This is a genomic window from Paenibacillus sp. J2R1T-4 (assembly GCF_059692235.1).
Genome location: NZ_JCAUBA010000008.1, coordinates 1 through 22,028, shown reverse-complemented (window position 1 = coordinate 22,028; position 22,028 = coordinate 1). Strand labels below are relative to the sequence as shown.

Below are 22,028 nucleotides of genomic sequence, written 5' to 3'. Positions count from 1 at the left end.
AACGGTCTATTTTCAACTTAAGTCTGTCTCGATTACGATAACTAGGCAAGAGTATGGCCAATCAAAACGCTTAAGGGGGAATCAGTACCAAATGAAAACCAATACACAAAAATTCAGAAAAATGAAAGTGCTTACTTCGGTAACACTAGCTGCCGCTATGCTCAGTGCATGCGGCGCAAAAGACGGCGCAAGCACGGCCGACCCGACTCCAGCAGGTAGCGCAGGTGCAACTGCCTCCGCAAAACCAACTAAAGAGAAATTAAACCTTCGCATCATGATTGATAGTAATCCTAGTGCACAGCTGCCTGCAGAAGCAGATGATTTCGTTAAGAAAACGATTGAAGAGAAATTCAACGTTAAGCTTACTGTCGACTATATGCCCACAGGTCAAGATTATATTAACAAGCTGAATGCCCAGCTTACTGCAAACGACCCGCCCGATATGTGGCGTGATGCAACAGGTGACGGAGGACAGAAATACGCGTTGGACGGGGTTCTTGGTGAGATCGGGAAATTCGTGAATCCACAAGCGATGCCTAACTATTTCAAAAACTGGGTAGATGAGACTACCTTCAATCGTTATCAAGTTCAAGGTAAAGTTGTGCGTGCTCCAATACCATACAGCAAAGAGTTGTACCGCGCTTGGTATATCCGCAAAGACTGGCTCGATAAGCTGAACCTGAAGGTTCCAACTACTTACGAGGAATATTACAACGTCCTTAAAGCATTCACGAACAATGACCCCGACGGAAATGGCAAGAAAGATACCTACGGCTTCACCACGGCTGCAGGCGGCGATGGAATCGGATTGGATTGGCCTGAATACTGGAAAGCAGGGCTCATCTTCGCGTCCTTCCTGGAAAATGGTAAATTCATCGATATGCAGACGGATGCACGCGTAGAGCAAGTATTGAACGATATATCCAAAGTAATTGCTGAGGGCGTAGTCGATCCCGACTGGTTCCTCAACAAGTCTCCACAGCACACAGATAAAGCAGCACAAGGAAAAGTAGGCGTTGTAATTGGAGCAACCAAGGATTTTGCCTTTGACTCCAACCCACAAAGCTTGCAAGCCAAAACAAAATCTCTGTTCCCGAATGCAAACTGGGTTCCGTTCACACCTTTTGGCAAACAACCTATTCAATCCGGCATAGCTCCTGGATCACCGTTTCTTTTCCATAAGAACGTAGTTGATAAATCACCTGAGAAGGTTACCCGTATTGTCGAAATTCTTGACTGGCTGGCTGGTGAGGAAGGATTCCTGCTCACTCACTATGGAGTGGAGAACAAGCACTACACGAAGAGCGGTAAAACCATTACCCTGAAGCCTGATGCTATTAAAACGGATATTACAAGCAAAGGCGACTTCTTGACGATCTGGGATTTCTTCACACCAGATACACCAAATGTTTACGGCTTGACTGTCGTAGATCCGAATCAAACCGAACGTGATCGTGAAATTGTAAAAACACTTGCAACTATTCCATCTGCACCATATCTGGGAACAAGTCTGATCCCTCCTGCTGGATTTGACTTGGCTACTTTCCGTAAGCGTCAACGCGAGCTGCAAGCCAAAGCTATCTTCGAAGATAAGTCTGGTAAGAACTGGCCTGCATACCGCGATGAATTGATAAATAAATATAACGGTAAAGCGCTGTTTGAAGCTTATGACACGCAAGTGAAAGCTGCTGGTCTGGCTAAGTAAGTAACTATTGTACTGAGGATACACTCCCCCATATTTCAAGGGGGAGTTATTTCCACAGGCATAGAGTGTTCGTTTCATTTAGTACGATTGTGATTATTTCATGAACTATAGTCTTAAGATTTCGGACTTCTAATTCGTTATGATTGCTGTTGAAGGAAGGTGCTCAATGAACAGACTAGCACAAGTAGGCGTTCTCCTTGATCGTGAAGCAGCTCAAGCACGATGGGCAAAAGGTGAGAACGTATTCGAAAGATTTACAAGCGAAGTATTAGAACATGCAGGCATTCCATTTCAGTGGTTGCATGCTGGAGAAGAGCTTGCCTCCAGTCAGCTTGACGTCGTTATTGTTGCTTTAGAACCAACTTCTACTGATTCACTTGAACAACTGTGGACCTATGCCGAACGTGGCGGCCTGCTTGTCTCCTTCTCAGGATTAAACCACTTCACCAACCGGCTGGGTTGTGAGGTCCATCCAAATGCTGGCCCTGGATACGCTACGTTGCCGGATAACCTAGGAGACACAAGACCTCTGCGGTATATTCAGGCTACTACCTGGAGCAGTATCCATACTTCAGATTCAGATCTGCCAGATACAGCCGAGTCTTTTGGTGTTCTTAGAGAAACTTCCTCTTCAGAGGCACCACGACTCGGCGCTGCGTTGCAGCGCTTTCCAATCGGCCGCGGTGCCCTTCATCGCTGGGCAGTAAACTTGCCCGCCACATGGGTAGGACTGCAGCAAGGCACACAACCGGTAACCCAAGACGGAATACCTGCTCCGGATGGAACAGGGGCCATTGATGACCTCTTATTGAAGGCCGATGACGGCTTCGAGTTGGATTGGAGCATGGATCGTGCTCAGACTGAAACTGGATATTCTTATTTCCCTCACCCCTACTCTGATTTATGGAAAGAAGCGGTCATCAAACATTTGCTGAATGAGACCGTTAAGCTTGGTCTGTCGCTGCCATTCATTGGGTACTGGCCGGATGGGATTGAGCAGGTAGCCATGATCTCTCATGATAGCGACCGTAACATAGACGAAACTGCCATCACAACATTAGACGTATTGAAGGAATGCGAGGTTCGCAGTACTTGGTGTATGTTGGAGCCGGGCTACAGTTCCTTCATTTATGAGCAGGCACATGCGGATGGTCATGAATTGGCCTTTCATTATAATGCTATGGAAGATCAGAATGGCAAATGGGGGGAACAAGAATTCATTCGTCAATTCGACTGGCTGAAGCAAGCCACAGGGATGGGACAATTCACATCCAACAAAAACCACTACACTCGTTTTGAAGGATGGGGAGAACTATTTCAGTGGTGTGAGCGGAATGGAATTCAAGCGGATCAGACTCGAGGACCGAGCAAAAAAGGCAATATCGGCTATTTGTTTGGTACATGCCATCCCTACTTCCCGATCGCTTACTGGGATGAACAGAACCGACCTTACGATGTACTTGAGATCGGCTTCTTAACCCAGGATCTGGATCATAATCTGCTGGCAGACAGCAGTGTTCTAGTCCCCTTTCTTGAGCAGGCAAAGAGTGTTAACGGAGTTGCCCATTTCTTATTTCACCAGTTCCATATTCACAATCAGCTTAATGTAAGAGATGCCCTTCGTAAAGTGGTCCGCACTGCCAGAGAGTACGGTTTTACCTTCATGACTGGTAAGGAGATCAACGATTGGGAGCGTGCAAGGCGCAAGCTTCGTATAACAGGAATGAACGCTTCGGGTGAAGTAGAGCTTGCAGGCATGTCTACGGATAAGCAAAATCCAGAGGCAGTAGTGTGGATTCCGGTTACAGATAGTGAGGTCAGCCTTGATATGGCGCAGACGGACTATAAATTTGGCATTCTTTGCAGGAAACAGAAGGTAACCTTTTAACAGGTGCATGAGAAAGCTTGAAGAACAGTCGGCTTATCCAGCGCCTGTTTTTTTTCATTCCGTACGATTGTGATGATTTCATGAACTATAGTACAAAGATTTCAAACAGCTAATTCGCTATGATTGCATTGAAAGACACCATAAAGGAGGTTGGATGATTTGTTATCATTGAAAAAGCTTTTTGTTAGTATTCTCACTCTTGTTTTGTTTGCAGGCTTCATGCATAACAGCACCCCTACTGTGCAAGCAGGCTTCAATGAGCTGCCTTTGACTGTGAGCAACTACGGATTTGAAGAGCCTTTGCCAGTAGCAGGAATAACAGGGTGGACCCTTGTTCATAGCGGCGGAGTTGCTTCGGTATCAGACGACCAGCAGTACAGAGGAGTTAATAGTCTTAAGCTGACAGACAGCTCTGCAAGCACAGCTTTAAGTATGGAAAGCGATAAGGTAGATGCCCTTACAGGCATGGTTTACGAAGCTGAAGCACAGGTGTATGCAGTTTCCGGAAGCGCACGTTTATACCTGAGGTTCTGGGACCAGGCCTTGAATTTACTTGGCTCCTCCTACACCGATTCTTCCGAAACCGGGCTTTGGGAGGAAGTACATGTAATCGAAACTGCACCTGTTGGCGCAAAATTTGTAAGCGCTCTCTTGTCTATTTCCGAATCTGCTGTGGGCACAGCCTACTTTGATGAAATCAAGCTGAATGTAGAGAGGGATATGCTGCTTCCTAACTTTAGCTTTGAAAGCTTCAGTGGCAGCGTTCCTACTAACTGGAGCTTGGTGCACGGAGGTGGCACAGCCTCGGTCTCCAGCGATAGAGCTTACAGCGGAAGCTATAGTCTGAAAATGGCGGACAACAGGACGGATTTGCCTCTTAGCATGCAAAGCGGAAAAATAGCTGCTGTGGAGGCAGAGAAGTATACGGCACAAGCCAGAATTTATGTAGAGACTGGTGGAGCACAGCTGTATGTGAGGTTCTGGGACAGCAGTAACGCCTATCTGGGCGCTTCGTTTGCAAACACTCCTGGAACGGGAGCATGGAAAAATGTTTCGGTAACGGGAACAGCTCCAACGAATACCGCCTATGTTAGTGTAATGTTATATATTCCAACAGCTACTATTGGCACAGCCTATTTTGATGATATTACAATCAGCAAGAGAATAACGAACTTGGGTCCACAAATGACATCGATGGTAGCTCATGGAGCTGTATTCGGTTACGATGAGAATAACGTCCCTGTGCTCTACGCAGTTTTGGACGGCAGCGGGACTACTCCACCTATGCTTGCAGTGATCGATTACAATACGAATCTTGTTACAAAGCTTATTGACATTGACCAAGCCAATGGTGGTTCCAATCCCGCTTGGGCAGTCACATACTCCTCGGACGGAAAAGTATATATGGGGTTGTTAAATATGACGAATGGAGCGCTGTATCGATATAATCCAGGCGATACGAGCGTTGAAAGTCTCGGAGTCCCTGATCCGGGCTCCAAATTCATTTTTGATCTGAAGCCCGGCCCCAACGGTGAAATCTATGTAGGGACCTACAACAATGCAACACTTTACAAATATGAGTACGGGACAGGTTTTACCATGCTCGGAAACTCTCCAATAGTTGCCGGTGAGAGTTATGTCCGCAGCGTTGCTTACGATCCTGCCTATAATGCAGTCTATGCCGGAATCGGTGCCCATGCCCATCTGATGAGATATGATCTGGATACAAACGATACTGAGAACATTCTTCCGACTGCATACCAAACGGAAACTTTTGCATATGATGTGCACTACAGAGAAGGTAAGCTCTTCGCCAAAATGTCTCCTGGCAGCAAAGGGCTTGTGCTGGCAGTCACAGAGGATGTGTACGGAGATATTCATGTAACCCTCGATTATGAAATCAGTAACCTGACTTCTCTAAGCCTGACTTCAGTTTATGATGATAAAGTGTATTATACAAACGATAAACAGCTTCAGAGCTATGATCTCATTACCAAAACTGCCAGCTCACTGGATGCACAGCTTCCTATCAACCCTATCGAGATGGAGATTGTGGAACTGGATGATCAAATTCAATACCCGGGACATACAGTGATCGGTATCGGAAGCGAGAATGGTCAAATCGTATTGGCTAAATACAACTTGACTAATGACGAGGTTGAAGTCTTCCCTTTGTCTTTGCCGGGTGCCAACACAACGATCAATTACGTGGAGAAAGGGCCTAACAATACCATTTATACCGGTGGTTTCCTGAATGGGGGTCTTGGGGCATATTCTGCTGGTCGTAGCGACTACACCCAACAATTCAGAGGCATTGGGCAGCCGGAAAGCTTATATGAATACAATAATAAGCTCTACTTGGGCATCTACCCCGGTGCGTATCTATACGAATATGATCCAACTTTGCCTTGGACCCTCTCCAGTGGTGGAAGCAATCCGCAATTACTATTCCAAGTCGGCAGCGACCAGGACAGGCCTTATGCATTCGCCTCGGGAGATAACAAGTTGTTTATTGGCACTGCGCCTAAATATGGGGAGCTTGGTGGAGCATTGGCTATATATGATACGATACTCGGCGGGACTCCAACAGTAAAAGCGAATATTGTAGAGGACCAAAGTGTGATTTCCTTGACTTATAAAGACGGTAAAGTTTATGGAGGCACCTCGATCTGGGGTGGTCTGGGTACAACACCAACTGCAACTTCAGCCGTCCTGTTCATATACGACGTGGCAACCGGAGTTAAAACCTCCGAGATTGTACCTGTGACAGGAAAAAAGGCGATTACCGACGTTATTGTAGGTCCCGATGGAAACATATGGGGTATGGCGGAAGGATATCTTTTCATTTATAGTCCATCACTGGATGCAATCATATACAATCAGCAGAAATTCTCAGCCGTATCCTACACCGTTGATGCTCCCGTCATGACGGATGCCAAAATGCTTATCGCCAAAGACAACCACGTCTATCTTAAGATCAGGAATGGGCTGTACAAGATTGATGCGAGCACCAAAGCTGTTACCAATATTGTAGTTGGCACCAACATCAGAGGTTTGACTCAGGACGATTTCGGCAATCTTTATTTTTACTGGCGAGAGAACCTGTATAGATATTCTTTTTAAACGAAATGGACCTGATTGCATGCAATCAGGTCTCTTTTTTTGCTTTTACATCTGTGCTTTTAAAGTCTTCAAGTATTCGGAAGGAGTCATGCCCAGCTCCTTTTTAAATTGCCGAGAAAAATAATGAACACTGTTGTACCCCAGAAGCTCGGAAATTTCAGTAACGTTATAGGTTTCCTCACGTATCAGCAGCTTGGCTTTTTCTATTTTCTTCTTGCAATAGAATTCCATAATACTGTTGCCTGAATATTGACGAAACACATGGCTTATAAAGGTTTTACTTACAGAGAATTCACTGCATATTTGATCCAGACGCAATTGGGCGGTTACCTGTTCCTCCAAATATTGGGCAACCCTTGCAGCTAAGTGGCTGTCCTCTCTTTCTTTCGTGACGGTTGACAGCTTCTGATACCCCTCACCCTTGTCCGCTCCTCGAATAAGCTGAATGAGCAGTGCCACCAAATAAACTTTAACGAGCTGTTCCGAGCCAAAATAAGGGATTTCGGTATTCCCCATAGCTCTTTGGGCTTTTTTATTGCCTTTATACACTTGATTGGCTTTACTCACAGGTATGAGCAGCGCCTTGCGCCCTTCCTCAATCAACAAGCTAAGTATGTTCCGCTCCGCATTGCCCAGTCGCAGTAATTTATGAGCTAGAACCTGCAGAGCTTCGGACAAACAGCCAAATGAGATAATAAAAATATTTGAGGGAATTCCATGATTGCTCTTCAAGCTGTGAAACTCATTAGGCGCATAAAAAACCATTTCCCCTTGCTTCAGATGATACGAGTTGAAATCGGTAACAATCTCCAGTTCCCCACGATCTACATATAAAAACTCCCAAAAATCATGCTTTTCCCCTTCATACACATAATCCTTTGTTAGCTCCGTGTAATGAAAAGAATATATTTTTTTGATAACGATTTCATCGCTTAAATTCAAGTAGGATTGTTTCATATTGATCCCCCTTAACCTCCAGCATGGAGCTTTAAGCTTCCGTTCCAGTATGGTTTTTCTGGTAAGTACCTGGCGTGAGGCCTGTCACCTTCTTGAAAATGCTGATAAACGTAGTGCTATGAACGAAGCCGACTTTCTCAGCAACCTCCTGAACGGTAGAATTGCCCTGTCCCATTAAACGTGCAGCCTGCTCCACTCTAACGGAGTTGACATAATCTACAAACTTGACGCCATACTCCTCCTTGAATAGTCTGCTGATCGAGCTCGAGTGAAGCTTGAAGGTTTCCGCCAGCATCGACTGCGACATGTTCGGATCACTATAATGCTCATCAATATAACGCTTGATGTCCTGCACGACAGTCCGATTGTTCTTGGAGTCCTTCCACTCTCGAATCCAATCAGCAACGACCTCAAGAGTCTTGCTCAGGGAATTGCCGATATCGTCGAGCGTCTCTCCTCTGCTCATCGCTTTCTCCAGAGAGGTGTTTGCACTTAACCACACGTTCTCCAGCTCATCAGGCAAATCACTCATCTTGTGCTGGATGTGAAACAACAGAACGAACAGCAAGTTCCTTATTTGTTCCCCACTGAAGGAGCCCGTCTGCAAAGTGGCAATAAACTGGTTTAGCTCGCCCTCCCATTCGCAGCGAGCGACTCATTTCTTCAATTTTTTGCAATTCGGTAATCGTATTGTTTTGCTCGCTATCCGACAAAATTGATCCGGCGACTAAGGCTGCTGCACACATTGTGGTCGGAACAAATATAAGAGGCCTCACTCAGGATGATTTCGGCAATATGTATTTCTACTGGCAAGAGAATTTATACAGGTATTCATTCTAACAGTCGCCCTAGCACAAGGAAGAACCTCTGGAGCCCAATGTTCTAGAGGTTCTTGCCGTGCTGTGCTTCAATAGCAGGAGGCTATGACGAAGATTTGCTCTTATTTACATGCCGTCTTTCCAATTCAGCCATGATGTCATCGATCGGCAGGCGCGCCTCACGCAGCAGCACCAGCAAGTGGAAAATCAGATCGCTTGATTCGTAACGCAGTTCTTCATTGTCGCGGTTCTTGGCTGCGATAATTACTTCTGCCGCTTCTTCGCCTACCTTTTTCAGAATCTTGTCGATTCCTTTTTCGAACAGGTAAGTAGTGTACGCTCCTTCCGGACGCTCAGCATCACGCTCGGCAATAATTTTCTCCAGCTTGGACAAAATGTCGAATCGGCTTGGAGTGCCCGGTACAGCACAGACTTCTACATCAGGAGATCCGAGATTAATGAAGCCTGAAGGGCTTGCAGCAGCTGGAGAAGCCGTTTGCTCCGCATTGCTGGAATCCGCCCCATCTGAGACGTCGTTATAAAAGCAGCTATATTTGCCCGTATGACAAGCAGGCCCCTTTTGATCAACCAGAATAAGCAGAGTGTCTCCGTCACAATCATATTTGACCGATTTGACCTTCTGGGTGTTACCTGAGGTAGCTCCCTTATTCCACAATTCAGAGCGCGAGCGGCTCCAGAACCAGGTCTCTCCGGAAGCAAGCGTTTTGGCAAGAGACTCCTCATTCATATAAGCGAGCATAAGCACTTCTTTGCTGACCGCATCCTGCACGACGGCAGGTACTAATCCTTGAGCGTCATATTGAATAGCTGAACGCCAGTTATCATTCTGTTCTATCGTCACCGGATTTCAACCCCTTTCTCTCTTAGGTGATGCTTCACCTGATCAATAGTTAGTTCTTTATAATGGAAAATTGTAGCGGCAAGACCTGCATCTGCTTTCCCCTCGGTAAACACATCGTAGAAGTCCGCTTCCTTACCCGCTCCGCCAGAGGCGATAACCGGGATCCGCACCCGCTCCGACACGGCGCGTGTCAGCTTCAGGTCAAAGCCATCCTTGGTCCCGTCCGCATCCATACTCGTGAGCAGAATCTCGCCTGCTCCCAGGCGTTCAATCTCGCTTACCCACTCCAGCGCCTTCATCCCTGTGGCATTGCGGCCGCCGTGGGTATATACTTCCCATTCTCCCCATGCTGCGTTGAACTTGGCGTCGATCGCTACAACGATACATTGGGAACCGAATTTGGAAGCCCCGTCTGCGACTAACCTCGGGTTCCTGACAGCAGCTGTGTTAATTCCAATCTTGTCCGCACCCGCACGAAGCAGCCGTTTCATGTCATCCACGCTTGATATGCCGCCGCCGACTGTAAATGGAATTGTTATCTCCCCTGCGGTCTTCTTGACGACTTCTATCATGGTTGCGCGGCCTTCAACGGAAGCTGAAATGTCCAGAAACACCAGCTCATCTGCGCCTTCCCTGTCATAGACCGCCGCAAGCTCAACAGGATCTCCGGCGTCACGAAGGTTAACGAAGTTAACCCCTTTGACCACCCGACCGTCTTTCACGTCCAAACAAGGAATAATTCGTTTGGCTAGCATACCCATCTCCCCTTACCCTGCAGACTCACACCGGAATCCGTCTCTGAACGAGCTTTAAATAGTTGTCTAGAAGCTGCATCCCTAGCGGACCGCTCTTCTCTGGGTGGAACTGCATGCCGAATACTTGGCCTCGTCCCACAATAGCGGACACAGGCTGATGATAGTCTGTATAGGCCAACAAATCCGATTCTCGCTCCGGCTTCACATGGTAGGAGTGGACAAAATAGACATGCCCTTCTTCTAACCCATGGAATAAAGCATGCTGCTCACGGAAATGCAGTCGATTCCACCCCATATGAGGCACTTTGTAGTTTCCCTGGAATCGTTCAACTTTCCCTGGGAGCAAGTCCAGTCCTGTATGACTCCCATGCTCATTGCTCTCGGAGAATAGCAGCTGCATCCCCAGGCAAATACCTAGAAGGGGTTTGCCGGATTGCGCGTAATAGCGAACAGCTTCGCCTAGCCCGGTTTCTCGCAGGTTATGCATGGCATCGCCAAAAGCTCCTACTCCAGGCAAAATAGCACCCTCTGCCTGCATTAGCTCGCCTTCGTCAGACGTAATCACATAATCTACTCCTAGACGCTCTACCGCTTTACTGACGCTATGCAAATTGCCCATTCCGTAATCGATAATCGCGATCACGTTAGAGCACTCCTTTCGTGGACGGCACGCCCGTTACCCGAGGGTCGATAGACGTAGCTTCGTCCAATGCACGCCCGAGGGCTTTGAAGATCGCTTCCACCATATGATGGGTGTTGCGTCCATAATGGACGATAACGTGCAGCGTGATTCTCGACTCCAATGCGAACTTCCACAAGAATTCATGTACCAGCTCTGTTGTGAAGCTGCCTACCTGATCCGATGGGAATTCAGCCCGGTATTCCAGATGCGGACGATTGCTTATATCGATCGCCACTTGAGCCAGCGCCTCGTCCATAGGAACGAATACGTTCGCGTAACGCTTGATTCCGCGTTTGTCACCCAGCGCTTCCTTAAGCGCACGTCCGAGGCAAATCCCAATATCCTCCGTCGTGTGATGATCGTCTATATCGATATCGCCTTCCGCTTCAACCTTCAGGTCGAATTGGCCGTGCTTGGTGAACAGGTCTAACATATGGTTGAGAAATGGCACGTCTGTCACAATATCGGACACACCGGTACCGTCTACGTTGAAGTTAAGTTTAATGTTCGTTTCATTGGTTTTACGATCAATCCCCGCGGAACGGGAGCGGTTTGCTTCAGTTGTCATGCTTACTTCCCTTCTTTCTCAAGACGAATTTGAATGGCTCTGGCGTGCGCGTCGAGTCCTTCATGCTTGGCTAACGTCATAATCGCTTCTCCATTAGCCAGCAGCGCTTCCTTGCTGTAAGAAATCACACTGGATTTCTTCAGGAAATCGTCCACATTGAGCGGCGATGAGAAGCGTGCTGTCCCATTCGTCGGCAGCACATGGTTCGGCCCGGCGAAGTAATCGCCGACGGGCTCCGAACTGTAGGCGCCGAGGAAGATGGCGCCCGCGTTCTCGATGCGGCCGAGCAGGCCGAACGGCTCTGGGACGAGCAGCTCCAAGTGCTCCGGCGCAAGCCGGTTCACTGTGGCGATGGCCTCGTCCAGGCTGTCCGCGAGCAGGATGACGCCGCGGTCGCGTATGGACGCGGCGGCGATCTCGCGCCGCGGCAGCTCTGCAAGCTGGCGAGCGACTTCGGCGCTCACAGCTTGAGCTTGCGCAAGCGAGGTCGTGACGAGGATGGCCGATGCCATCTCGTCATGCTCCGCTTGCGACAGCAAGTCGGCGGCGATGTACGCCGCATCTGCTGTATCGTCGGCGAGCACGACGATCTCACTCGGCCCGGCGATCGAGTCGATCGCGACGGCGCCGTAGACCGCGCGCTTCGCCAGCGCGACGTAGATGTTGCCCGGTCCGACAATTTTGTCGACCGGCGCAATTGTGGCTGTGCCGTAGGCGAGTGCGCCCACGGCTTGAGCCCCTCCGACCCGGTACATCTCCCGTATGCCCGCCTCAGCGGCGGCTACGAGAATGTACGGGTCGATACCCGCTTGACCGCCTGTTGAAGGCGGCGTCACCATTACAATCTCTGGAACCCCGGCTACTTGCGCGGGGATCGCATTCATCAGCACCGACGACGGGTAAGCCGCCTTGCCGCCGGGCACATACAAGCCGACGCGCTTCAGCGGGCGAACAATCTGCCCGAGCAGACTGCCGTCCGGCTGCAGATCCATCCACGAGGTGCGCATCTGCTTCTCGTGAAAGCGGCGTATATTATCCGCCGCCTGACGCAGAGCCGCGACGAATGATTCGTCTACGCGGCTGTATGCCTCTTGCAGCTCCGCTTCCGTGACGCGGAGCTGTTCAGGTTCGACGCGGACACCGTCGAACTGCTCACTCAACCGTGTCAGTGCCGCGTCTCCATCGAGGCGCACTTGCACCAGAACCTTGCGCACCGTCTCATTCTGCTCCGGGGTGCCGTAATCCACAACCCGTGCCAAGGCGAACTCCTTGGCTGGCATCATCCGCATACAGATTACCTCCGATCTATAATTTCATTCTCATTTGTATCTGAATTATGCAATTCTCTCTATCTCATTCTCTTTGCTTTTGCATTTGATTTGCATTTGCATTTGCATTTGCATTTGCATTTGCATTTGCATTTGCATTTGCATTTGCATTTGCATTTGCATTTGCATTTGCATTTACATTTTCATTTGCATTTTCATTTCCATTCTTATTTGCATCCGCTTTGTTCCGTTTCCATTCACATTCCCACTCCTGCATCTACCCCTAATTCACAGGTGTTACAGGCAGCACAGGCTGCAAGCGGTCGCATAGCTGTTGAATCGCTTCGTTCTTCATCCGGTAACTGACACGATTGGCAATGAGCCTGCTTGTAATGTCAGCTATCTTCTCCATCTCCACAAGCCCGTTCTCACGTATGGTGTTGCCTGTCTCCACCAAGTCGACAATCCGGTCAGCAAGTCGAATAAGCGGTGCCAGCTCTACGTTCCCATTCAGCTTAATGACCTCGACCTGTTGACCTTTCTCGCGAAAATACTGCGAAGCCACATTCGGGAATTTACTGGCCACACGAGGGTTCAATACGGGTTCCCAGTCCGGCAGCCCGATAACAGAGAATCGGCAACGAGCGATCCCAAGATCCAACAGCTCATACACATTGCGATTCTCTTCCATCAGCACATCCTTGCCCACTACACCCAGGTCCGCCACTCCGTACTCAACATAAGTCGGTACATCCGCAGGCTTGGCAATAATGAACTCCATGCCCACATCATGCGCAGGAATGATGAACTTACGCGTATCTTCCAAATCCTCAGGAAGATGAATGCCCGCTTGTTGGAACAGTTTGCTGATATGCTTGACGATCCGTCCCTTGGGGATCGCTACTTTTAATAATTCGCCCATGGAGCGTTGCCCCTTCCTGTCTAAATGAAATCAATTACGTCATCATATTGAATACCGCGGTAAGTATATTTCCCATCCCTATCTACCGTTACCTTATCTACTTCATCAGAAGTGTCCAGCTCAAGATCCTCCAGCTGCAATTCCAACTGCTGCTCCACTTGAATCCTCATCGTCTCTACCATGACACCATCCCGAGAGCGCATTTCCCTGGCGTGATCGAGCGCTGCTTGTCTTTCGGCCGAAGCATATCGAATCAGAATCCGGTAAGGCTCTTCCAGCTTATCATTGCCGATTACTTCCATAATCCGATTCGTCTTCAACGCAAAACCTGTGGCCGGTGCTGGTCGATTGAACTGCTTCAACAGATTATCATACCTTCCGCCATTGCATACAGGAAACCCAAGATCTGCAGAGTACCCCTCAAAAGTCATTCCAGTATAGTAGGAGAAGTCGCCAATCATCGTCAGATCAATCAGTACGTTCTCGCTCACCCCATAAGCTTTGAGTACATCCCATACTTCACATAGATGCTCAATTGCATCTCTCGCAGTACGCTCTTGCGTCAATTGTCGAGCCTGCTCCAAGATCTCCTCACCGCCGCGCAGACGAAGGATCCCCTCGAGCTCACCGCGCACAGATTCCGATAGATTCAGCTGCCGCAGCAAAGCTCGATACCCTACATGATCACGCTGCAGAAGTCTATCCTTCAGAGCATTTTGATGTTCAATCTGATCTCGCAGTGTTTCTTGGAACAAACCGTTCAGAAAGCCCACATGACCTAGAGCGATCTTAAATTGCCTTACACCGGCAGCCTTCAAGCTCGCAATCGCCAGTGCTACTACCTCCGCATCCGCTTCTGCCGAAGCATCCCCGATTAGCTCCACACCCGTCTGGAAAAATTCCGCCTCTCGCCCCGCTTCATCCTCGAACGCCCGGAAGACATTCGAATGATATGAAAGCCGCAGAGGCAATGGATGATCCTTAAGCAGGGATGCTGCTACCCGAGCGATAGGAGCCGTCATGTCAGATCTTAGAACGACCGTCGTACCCCGTTTATCCAAAAGCTTGAACAGCTTCTTGTCCGACGTAGAGCTTGCTGCTCCAACCGTATCGTAATATTCTAATGCTGGCGTAATGATCTGACGGTATCCCCAGCGCTGCATGCAATCGAGCACATTCGCCTCGATTCTTCTTAACTTGGACACCGCCTCCGGCAAATAATCTTTGACCCCGGTCGGCTTCTCGAACACTTTAGGCTTTGACAATGTATCCACCTCTTCATCTATCACTTCAATTCATCTATTTCATTGCTCGTTTGCTTTATCGCGATAATGTGCTACCATACTACCAAAGTAAAGATATTGGTTAGTTTACCATGCTGCGTCTATTTGCGTCAATATATAAACAGCTCCCTACCCCCATTAGAATAGAGGGGAAGAGAGCCTTCATGAACATTAAATCCTGGATGAAATTCATTGATCATTTGTCGGATCCCCGGCAGCTCGGATCACTCTAAGTGGATTGCCAACAACAAAGCTGCCCGCCTCCACATTCTTGTGTACCACCGAGCCTGCCCCTACAACAGCATGATCGCCAATGGTAACGCCAGGTAATACCGTCACATTTGCCCCAATCATAACGTTCGAGCCTATATGAATTTCACCCAATCGGTATTCCTTAATCAAGTATTCGTGGGTTAGCAAGGTGGAGTTGTACCCGATTATCGTATTGCGCCCCACATAAATTTTCTCCGGGAAGAATACATCCACCATTACCATTAACGCAAAAGCTGTCTGTTCGCCAACCTTTACACCAAGAATTCGGCGGTAAATCCAGTTTTTGAGCGGAAGCGAGGGGCAGTAACGCGCGAACTGAATGACAATAAAGTTTCGCACGGCCTTGAATTTGCTTACGGTTTTATACATTTGCCATAATGCGTTCGGGCCTTCTACTGGAAACCGTTCCGTTTGTCTCACATTCCTCTACCTCTTTATCCCCACAATCTCAATTAAATCATGCATGTCGTGAATCATATATGTCGGATCATATTGACGCAAATGCTCTTCACCCTTCATCGACCAAGCCACTCCCACTGACGCTACTCCTGCAGCACGTGCAGCCAGAATGTCATATTGGCTGTCGCCAACCATCAGTGCTTGCTCAGCAGGGATCTGAAGCCGATTCAAGGCTAGCCGTACCATTGCCGGGTCGGGCTTGCCTTGAGGCACGTCATCCACCGTAACTATAGTGTCCATGAACTTGTCCAATCCGCAAAGCTTAAGTCCCATCACAGTCGTGATTTGCATCTTGTTCGTCACGACACCCATCTTGATGCCGGCTGCTTGCAACTGCTCCAGAACTTCTCGAACGTAAGGGAACTCTTTTACCATCTCATCATGCTTTTCCAAATTGAACTTCCTGTATTTCACTATTAAATCATCTACCTGCTCAAGTCCGGTAAAAAACTTAATCTGTTCAATCAAGGAATAACCCATATGCGGAATAATATCTTCCCGTGAGAATATTTTCTCCGATATGCCTTCCAGCGTATGCAGGAATGAGTTAATAATCAGTTCGTTCGTATCTACAATCGTTCCATCCAAATCAAAAAGCACTGTCGTGATCATCCTGCTGAATCTCCCTTACTGCTTCATATTATATGCCTTCACCAGTATTTACAGTCACTTCTTTGGTTGAACGGATCGGGTCGGAGTACTTCTCTGCTGCCCAACCTTTACGCCTGCGCACTATGATCAGTATGATAGCCGCAATAATGATAAGGATAGCCAACAAGGAGGAGATTCTCACGTTTCCATATTCCATATTGCCCGGCTCGAATATTGCGGTCATTGGGAGCCATAGCCCGTCTACAATGGCTCTAAGCCATTCAGGCGCTGTAATGGCAAGACTGTCTGTTCTAATTCCTTCAATAAAGAATCTCCCGATCGAATACCAGATGAAATAGCTGAAGAACAATTCACCCGCTCTTAAGAAGCTTTGTCTTCTTATAACGAACAATAGCCCTAACCCTACAAGATTCCATAATGACTCATATAAAAAGGTTGGGTGGTAGAATACACCGTCTATATACATTTGATCTATGATGAAATTGGGCAAATGCAAAGTGTCGCGAAGGAAAGATTCTTCTACTGGACCTCCATGCGCCTCTTGATTGACGAAATTTCCCCAACGTCCAATCATTTGGCCCACAATGAGCGAAGGTGCTGCAATGTCAGCGATTCGCCAGAAATTATACCCTCTTCGCCGAACGAAAATAACAGCCCCGAGAATGGCACCGATTAGGGCACCATATATAGCAATCCCGCCGTTCCATATGGCGAAGACGTCCCACAAGTTGTTCTTATAAGCATCCCACTTGAATGCTACATAATAAATTCTTGCCCCTACTATTGCTGATGGAACCCCAATTAATAGCAGGTCCATGAAAAATTCAGGAATGATCCCGAATCTTTTCCCTTCTTGAATCGCCAGCATTAGTCCAACCAACGCAGCTGATCCAAGAATAATCCCATACCAATGAACGGGTATAGGGCCAAGCGAAAACGCAACTGGATTCAACAAGAAATGCATGCATGCAACTCCCTTTCCATGTCCATTACAGGAATCAATCTCCGTCGTCAATATCTCCTGCCAAAGTTTCGGTTAGCTTGTTCGTGAATTGCAAAGCAGCGTTATACCCCATCCGTTTCAGACGGAAATTCATTGCTGCCACTTCAATAATAACAGCCAAGTTCCGACCTGGTCTTACTGGAATCGTAACGAGCGGGAGATCGGTATCGATTACTCTAGTTGTCTCTTCATCGAGCCCTAACCGATCATACTCCTTGTCCTGCTGCCAAGTTTCCAGCCGGATGACCAATGTGATCTTCTTCACATTGCGGATTGCTCCTGCTCCGAACAAAGTCATCACGTTAATAATCCCAACTCCGCGAATTTCTAACAAATGTTTAATTAGCTCTGGAGCATTTCCCACAAGAATGTTGTCAGCCACTTGCTTAATCTCTACAGCATCATCAGCAATTAGGCGATGTCCGCGTTTGACAAGCTCCAGCGCGGTTTCGCTCTTCCCGATTCCGCTTGTACCTGTAATCAACATGCCGATTCCGTACACATCAACTAGTACACCATGAATCGTAGTAGTGGGGGCCAACCTATTCTCCAAAAAGCCGGTAATCCGGCTGACTAAGGTTGTCGTAGCCATCATGGAACGCACTACTGGCATAGAGTGCTTTTCTGCTTCCTCCAATAATTCACTTGGAGCCGTCATTCCCCGTGTAATACAGAAGCAAGGTGTTTCTGCCTCCGAACACATGCGTTGCATCCGGTCTCTGCGCTCTTCAGCAGTCAGCGTTTCGAAAAACGTAAGCTCGGTTCTCCCAAGGATTTGCACCCGTTCTCTCGGATGATAGGCGAAATACCCAGCCATCTCAAGACCGGGACGATATAATTCTGCTACTTGGATCAAACGGCTTAGTCCTGCTTCCCCTGCAAGCACTTCCAGTTGAAAAGCCTGCACGAGATCAGAAACCTTCGTCTTCTTCCCCATCTTGATGTCCCCCAATTCATTTCCATATTCCCATCGTAACGAAATTAGTTGTGTAAAGCAACCCAGCTTCCACAAAATGCAGCTTAGTTCCTGATGCGTACATTGAACCGATTGCCTGGAACTCACCCAATTAATCCCAAAAATATAGCTGAACCAATGACTAGTCTACCCAAGATTAACGCAAAAAGGGTCAGCGCTTTGCTGACCCTCCTGTATTCCTGATTAGCTCAAGAAAATGTTCTTCTCAGTTTCTTTATCGAAGAGGTGAACTTTGTTCATATCGAATGCCAGCTTCACGCTCATACCATCCTTGAATGGTGTACGGGAGTTAAGACGAGCCACAACAGGGTTCGGTCCGATACCGTTCAAGTATAGCTGCATTTCGTGACCAAGATTCTCTACTACTTCAATGTTACCATTTACGATGCTGTTTGGGGATCCATCCAAGAAGATCGGCTCATCATGAATATCTTCAGGACGAACGCCGAACATTACTTCTTTGCCTACGTAACCTTTTTCTTTCAACAACTGTGCTTTGCCATCAGGCATTACAACATCTACACCAGTAGCTTTGAAGCGAACTTTACCATCGGATTCAGTCAAGCTTCCTGTGATCAAGTTCATCGAAGGCGATCCAATGAAAGTAGCAACGTACATATTAACTGGGAAGTTGTAGATCTCTTCTGGAGTAGCCGCTTGTTGAATGATCCCTTGGTGCATAACAACGATACGATCGCCCATTGTCATAGCTTCTGTTTGGTCATGCGTTACATAGATAACAGTAGTTTCAAGACGCTTGTGCAGCTTGTTGATCTCTGCGCGCATTTGTACGCGAAGTTTCGCGTCCAAGTTGGAAAGTGGCTCATCCATCAAGAATACTTGCGGATCCCGTACGATAGCGCGTCCCAATGCCACACGTTGACGTTGACCCCCGGAAAGAGCTTTTGGCTTACGATCAAGCAATACTTCGATATCAAGAATCTTAGCCGCTTGACGAACACGGGCATCGATTTCAGCTTTCTTAAACTTACGCAATTTCAGACCAAATGCCATGTTCTGATACACATTCATGTGTGGATAAAGAGCGTAGGATTGGAATACCATCGCGATGTCGCGGTCTTTTGGTGCTACATCGTTCACAAGGCGGTCGCCGATATAGAGTTCGCCGGAAGTAATTTCTTCCAAACCAGCGATCATTCGAAGTGTAGTGGATTTACCGCAACCGGATGCACCAACAAGCACTAAGAACTCCTTATCTTTAATATCAAGGTTGAAATCTTTTACTGTATCTTCAGCAGCACCTGGATATTTCTTCACGACGTGAGATAAGCGTACACCTGCCATGTTAATTCCCCCTAAAATTATAAATTAATCATAGACTTATATTAACCTACCTCTTCACCCATGACTATGCACATTGCTTACAAAAAAATCACTTTCTTTTCGTCACTTTGTACAATAGTAATGCAATATGCACTAATACAGCCTGCCGGAAGTTCCGAACCTCTAGTCCAGTTTCCTGTTTAAACTTATCAAGTCTGTATAATAATGTATTTCGATGAATGAAAAGACGCTTTGCGGTCTCGCTAACATTACAATCCAGAGCCAAAAATTGCTCAAGCGTAGTCAGCATTTCCAGATCCAACAAAGCATCCATGCGCTTCAACACACGCTCTACAAACTCAGTCTTTTCCTCTTCCGGAATCCAATGAAGCAATTTCTCTAACTGCAGCTTCCAAGGGAGATGAATGTAATCCGTCATATGATAGGTTTGGCCGAGTGTTATAGCTTCTCTCAGCCTCACAACGGTCTGTAAGGTAGATTTGGATGGCCGGATAGGATACGACACAGAGAGGTGGCATTCCCCGATCCACTCACTAGCAAGCATCTCATGCAAGCCTTCGCACAAAGATTCGAGTGAATCCTCTAGCACTTCTTCCTCTCCATCCCCTTTACTAACATCGCTCCCAGCTTGCAGCAACGATTCTGGCACAAGGATAAGCCACTCCTTATCCAGTAGGGGCAAAAGAACAACGTCTCCCTCGAAAAAAGACTCTAGCAGTCTTTTCAACTCCATGTAGCTGGTTTTCCGTTGATCCGAATAATCGCCATATAACAAAATTGGAATCTTGGTTGTGTAAAAGGGAAACAGTGAAGAGACCGTCTCGGGCATTTCGCCTTCTGTATGACCCGCCTCCAGCTCTTGCACAATCCAACTGCGAATGGCTCCTGCCTTCCGTTCATCATCGGAAACCGGTGATAACGATTGCAATTTCTCCTGCGAACGATACGCTTCGAGCGTCAATTCGACCAATTGCTGCTCCGACGGAGTGAGTAGAGGCTCGTCCACGGCAAATGCATGGATGTAAGAGGCTTCTTTATATAACCAAAAATATCGGGTATGCTCATGTACAAAACTCTTAGAGTTAGCAGTGGGACTATTCGCGGCCTTCCGGTTCCATTCGATTGTTGACATTTGTTGAAGTCTAACCGCTGTGTTCAGAATTACCTCAAGCTGTTGTTTGATTAGATCCCAGTTGGTCACATTTATCCCTCCGTTGTCGTCTACTTTCCATCATACACATTTTAGGAAAAGATGAAAACTATTATAAGTGCAGAGTTAGTTTCCCCAGACAGCGATCATTCATCCGATCAGGAGATCAGCATGGATATGCAAAAAAACCTCTATCCCGTGAGGATAAAGGTTTGATGATCGGTTTGATGAAAATGGTGAGCCATGTAGGACTCGAACCTACGACACCCTGATTAAAAGTCAGGTGCTCTACCAACTGAGCTAATGGCTCATGATGTAATCATGATAAAAAAGATGATGGAGGATGATGGATTCGAACCACCGAACTCGAAGAGAGCAGATTTACAGTCTGCCGTGTTTAGCCACTTCACTAATCCTCCATATTGCTGGTGCCGTCGAGAGGACTTGAACCCCCAACCTACTGATTACAAGTCAGTTGCTCTACCAGTTGAGCTACAACGGCATATTTAATTTTTGGTGTCCCCCGTAAAGTAACCGGAAACTCCATCTTTGAATCATCTTCACTTTGGGTGAAGTGGTGGCTCGGGACGGAATCGAACCGCCGACACGAGGATTTTCAGTCCTCTGCTCTACCGACTGAGCTACCGAGCCACGTTACAATTACACATGTAAGGCTCTATTGGACAAAAAAAAATACAGGTAAACCGGATACTGCTTCATTCTTTACTTAAGAAAAAAATGGCGGAGCTGACGGGATTCGAACCCGCGGTCTCCTGCGTGACAGGCAGGCATGTTAGGCCTCTACACCACAGCTCCGCATTATACAATTGTCCTCACCTTAAGTGAGATGGTGGAGGCTGACGGGATCGAACCGCCGACCCTCTGCTTGTAAGGCAGATGCTCTCCCGGCTGAGCTAAGCCTCCGAATAATCTTGGTAGCGGCGGAGGGACTCGAACCCACGACCTCACGGGTATGAACCGTACGCTCTAGCCAGCTGAGCTACACCGCCATAAACTTGATTGTATAAAAGATACGGAGAGAAAGGGATTCGAACCCTTGCGGCTGTTACACCCTAACGCTTTAGCAAAGCGCCCCCTTCGGCCTCTTGGGTATCTCTCCATATGCAGAGAAGTTTATTCTCTGAAAACTGGATGCGAATACGGTAACGAGCCGTGTTTGTCGTGCTTGTCACTCGGGTTAATGAGTGTATTGGATAAGCCCTCGACCGATTAGTATTCGTCAGCTCCATGCATTACTGCACGTCCACCTCGAACCTATCAACCTCGTTGTCTACAAGGGGTCTTACTAATTGGGAAATCTCATCTTGAGGGGGGCTTCACGCTTAGATGCTTTCAGCGCTTATCCCGTCCGTACTTAGCTACCCAGCTATGCCTCTGGCGAGACAACTGGTACACCAG

19 protein-coding genes, 8 tRNA genes and 1 rRNA gene are annotated in these 22,028 nt (G+C 47.6%); 3 read left to right on the top strand and 25 right to left on the bottom strand.

All coding sequences use genetic code 11. The features are described 5' to 3' along the window. Positions 1 to 91: 91 nt before the first annotated feature. From AC58QD_RS15085 to AC58QD_RS15075, 3 genes are all read left to right on the top strand, one after another. Entirely contained in the window at positions 92 to 1,705 is a 1,614-nt protein-coding gene (locus AC58QD_RS15085) for a type 2 periplasmic-binding domain-containing protein (protein ID WP_497334588.1), read from the top strand. 166 nt (positions 1,706 to 1,871) lie between these two features. Beyond that, entirely contained in the window at positions 1,872 to 3,593 is a 1,722-nt protein-coding gene (locus tag AC58QD_RS15080) for a hypothetical protein (protein WP_497334586.1), read from the top strand. Positions 3,594 to 3,752: 159 nt separating this feature from the next. Next, positions 3,753 to 6,716: a hypothetical protein gene (locus tag AC58QD_RS15075; protein WP_497334584.1), complete on the top strand. Its 2,964-nt coding sequence runs from the start codon at positions 3,753 to 3,755 to the stop codon at positions 6,714 to 6,716. Positions 6,717 to 6,761: 45 nt separating this feature from the next. On the opposite strand, the gene AC58QD_RS15070 is transcribed toward AC58QD_RS15075, so the two are convergent. From AC58QD_RS15070 to AC58QD_RS14950, 25 genes are all read right to left on the bottom strand, one after another. Beyond that, entirely contained in the window at positions 6,762 to 7,673 is a 912-nt protein-coding gene (locus AC58QD_RS15070; protein WP_497334582.1) for an AraC family transcriptional regulator, read from the bottom strand. 31 nt (positions 7,674 to 7,704) lie between these two features. Next, positions 7,705 to 8,241, bottom strand: coding sequence for a helix-turn-helix domain-containing protein (locus AC58QD_RS15065; RefSeq protein ID WP_497334580.1), 537 nt, complete (start codon positions 8,239 to 8,241; stop codon positions 7,705 to 7,707). A gap of 353 nt (positions 8,242 to 8,594) precedes the next feature. Further along, positions 8,595 to 9,353: a bifunctional phosphoribosyl-AMP cyclohydrolase/phosphoribosyl-ATP diphosphatase HisIE gene (gene hisIE / locus AC58QD_RS15060; protein ID WP_497334578.1), complete on the bottom strand. Its 759-nt coding sequence runs from the start codon at positions 9,351 to 9,353 to the stop codon at positions 8,595 to 8,597. After that, positions 9,350 to 10,108: an imidazole glycerol phosphate synthase subunit HisF gene (gene hisF / locus AC58QD_RS15055; RefSeq protein ID WP_497334576.1), complete on the bottom strand. Its 759-nt coding sequence runs from the start codon at positions 10,106 to 10,108 to the stop codon at positions 9,350 to 9,352. The genes hisIE and hisF overlap by 4 nt, the downstream gene beginning before the upstream one ends. Before the next feature lie 25 nt (positions 10,109 to 10,133). Further along, complete coding sequence (hisH, locus tag AC58QD_RS15050) at positions 10,134 to 10,751, bottom strand: imidazole glycerol phosphate synthase subunit HisH (protein ID WP_497334574.1); 618 nt, start codon at positions 10,749 to 10,751, stop codon at positions 10,134 to 10,136. Position 10,752: 1 nt separating this feature from the next. Further along, positions 10,753 to 11,358: an imidazoleglycerol-phosphate dehydratase HisB gene (hisB, locus tag AC58QD_RS15045; protein WP_497334572.1), complete on the bottom strand. Its 606-nt coding sequence runs from the start codon at positions 11,356 to 11,358 to the stop codon at positions 10,753 to 10,755. Positions 11,359 to 11,360: 2 nt separating this feature from the next. Further along, complete coding sequence (gene hisD, locus AC58QD_RS15040) at positions 11,361 to 12,647, bottom strand: histidinol dehydrogenase (protein WP_497334570.1); 1,287 nt, start codon at positions 12,645 to 12,647, stop codon at positions 11,361 to 11,363. 64 nt (positions 12,648 to 12,711) lie between these two features. After that, positions 12,712 to 12,903 (bottom strand): hypothetical protein, encoded by a 192-nt coding sequence (locus AC58QD_RS15035; protein WP_497334568.1) that lies wholly within the window; start codon positions 12,901 to 12,903, stop codon positions 12,712 to 12,714. Positions 12,904 to 12,909: 6 nt separating this feature from the next. Beyond that, complete coding sequence (gene hisG, locus AC58QD_RS15030) at positions 12,910 to 13,548, bottom strand: ATP phosphoribosyltransferase (protein ID WP_497334566.1); 639 nt, start codon at positions 13,546 to 13,548, stop codon at positions 12,910 to 12,912. A 20-nt stretch (positions 13,549 to 13,568) separates the two neighbouring features. Then, complete coding sequence (locus AC58QD_RS15025) at positions 13,569 to 14,813, bottom strand: ATP phosphoribosyltransferase regulatory subunit (RefSeq protein ID WP_497334564.1); 1,245 nt, start codon at positions 14,811 to 14,813, stop codon at positions 13,569 to 13,571. Between the two features lie 207 nt (positions 14,814 to 15,020). After that, complete coding sequence (locus AC58QD_RS15020) at positions 15,021 to 15,524, bottom strand: acyltransferase (RefSeq protein WP_497334562.1); 504 nt, start codon at positions 15,522 to 15,524, stop codon at positions 15,021 to 15,023. A 6-nt stretch (positions 15,525 to 15,530) separates the two neighbouring features. After that, positions 15,531 to 16,175, bottom strand: coding sequence for a pyrophosphatase PpaX (gene ppaX, locus AC58QD_RS15015; protein WP_497334560.1), 645 nt, complete (start codon positions 16,173 to 16,175; stop codon positions 15,531 to 15,533). A gap of 28 nt (positions 16,176 to 16,203) precedes the next feature. Next, positions 16,204 to 17,139 (bottom strand): prolipoprotein diacylglyceryl transferase, encoded by a 936-nt coding sequence (gene lgt / locus AC58QD_RS15010; RefSeq protein ID WP_497334558.1) that lies wholly within the window; start codon positions 17,137 to 17,139, stop codon positions 16,204 to 16,206. Between the two features lie 34 nt (positions 17,140 to 17,173). Then, positions 17,174 to 18,115: an HPr(Ser) kinase/phosphatase gene (gene hprK, locus AC58QD_RS15005; protein ID WP_497334557.1), complete on the bottom strand. Its 942-nt coding sequence runs from the start codon at positions 18,113 to 18,115 to the stop codon at positions 17,174 to 17,176. A 222-nt stretch (positions 18,116 to 18,337) separates the two neighbouring features. After that, entirely contained in the window at positions 18,338 to 19,459 is a 1,122-nt protein-coding gene (locus AC58QD_RS15000) for an ABC transporter ATP-binding protein (protein WP_497334555.1), read from the bottom strand. 88 nt (positions 19,460 to 19,547) lie between these two features. After that, entirely contained in the window at positions 19,548 to 20,660 is a 1,113-nt protein-coding gene (locus AC58QD_RS14995) for a PucR family transcriptional regulator (protein WP_497334553.1), read from the bottom strand. A 183-nt stretch (positions 20,661 to 20,843) separates the two neighbouring features. Further along, positions 20,844 to 20,919: transfer RNA gene (locus AC58QD_RS14990), tRNA-Lys, on the bottom strand. Between the two features lie 27 nt (positions 20,920 to 20,946). Further along, positions 20,947 to 21,028 (bottom strand) — tRNA-Tyr (locus AC58QD_RS14985). Between the two features lie 7 nt (positions 21,029 to 21,035). After that, positions 21,036 to 21,111, bottom strand: a tRNA-Thr gene (locus AC58QD_RS14980). Between the two features lie 73 nt (positions 21,112 to 21,184). After that, positions 21,185 to 21,260: transfer RNA gene (locus AC58QD_RS14975), tRNA-Phe, on the bottom strand. Positions 21,261 to 21,348: 88 nt separating this feature from the next. Continuing rightward, positions 21,349 to 21,425, bottom strand: a tRNA-Asp gene (locus AC58QD_RS14970). A 32-nt stretch (positions 21,426 to 21,457) separates the two neighbouring features. Next, positions 21,458 to 21,533: transfer RNA gene (locus tag AC58QD_RS14965), tRNA-Val, on the bottom strand. Positions 21,534 to 21,542: 9 nt separating this feature from the next. Further along, positions 21,543 to 21,619: transfer RNA gene (locus AC58QD_RS14960), tRNA-Met, on the bottom strand. Between the two features lie 24 nt (positions 21,620 to 21,643). Next, positions 21,644 to 21,729 (bottom strand) — tRNA-Ser (locus tag AC58QD_RS14955). Between the two features lie 90 nt (positions 21,730 to 21,819). Next, a 23S ribosomal RNA gene (locus tag AC58QD_RS14950) occupies positions 21,820 to 22,028 on the bottom strand; the annotation flags it as partial.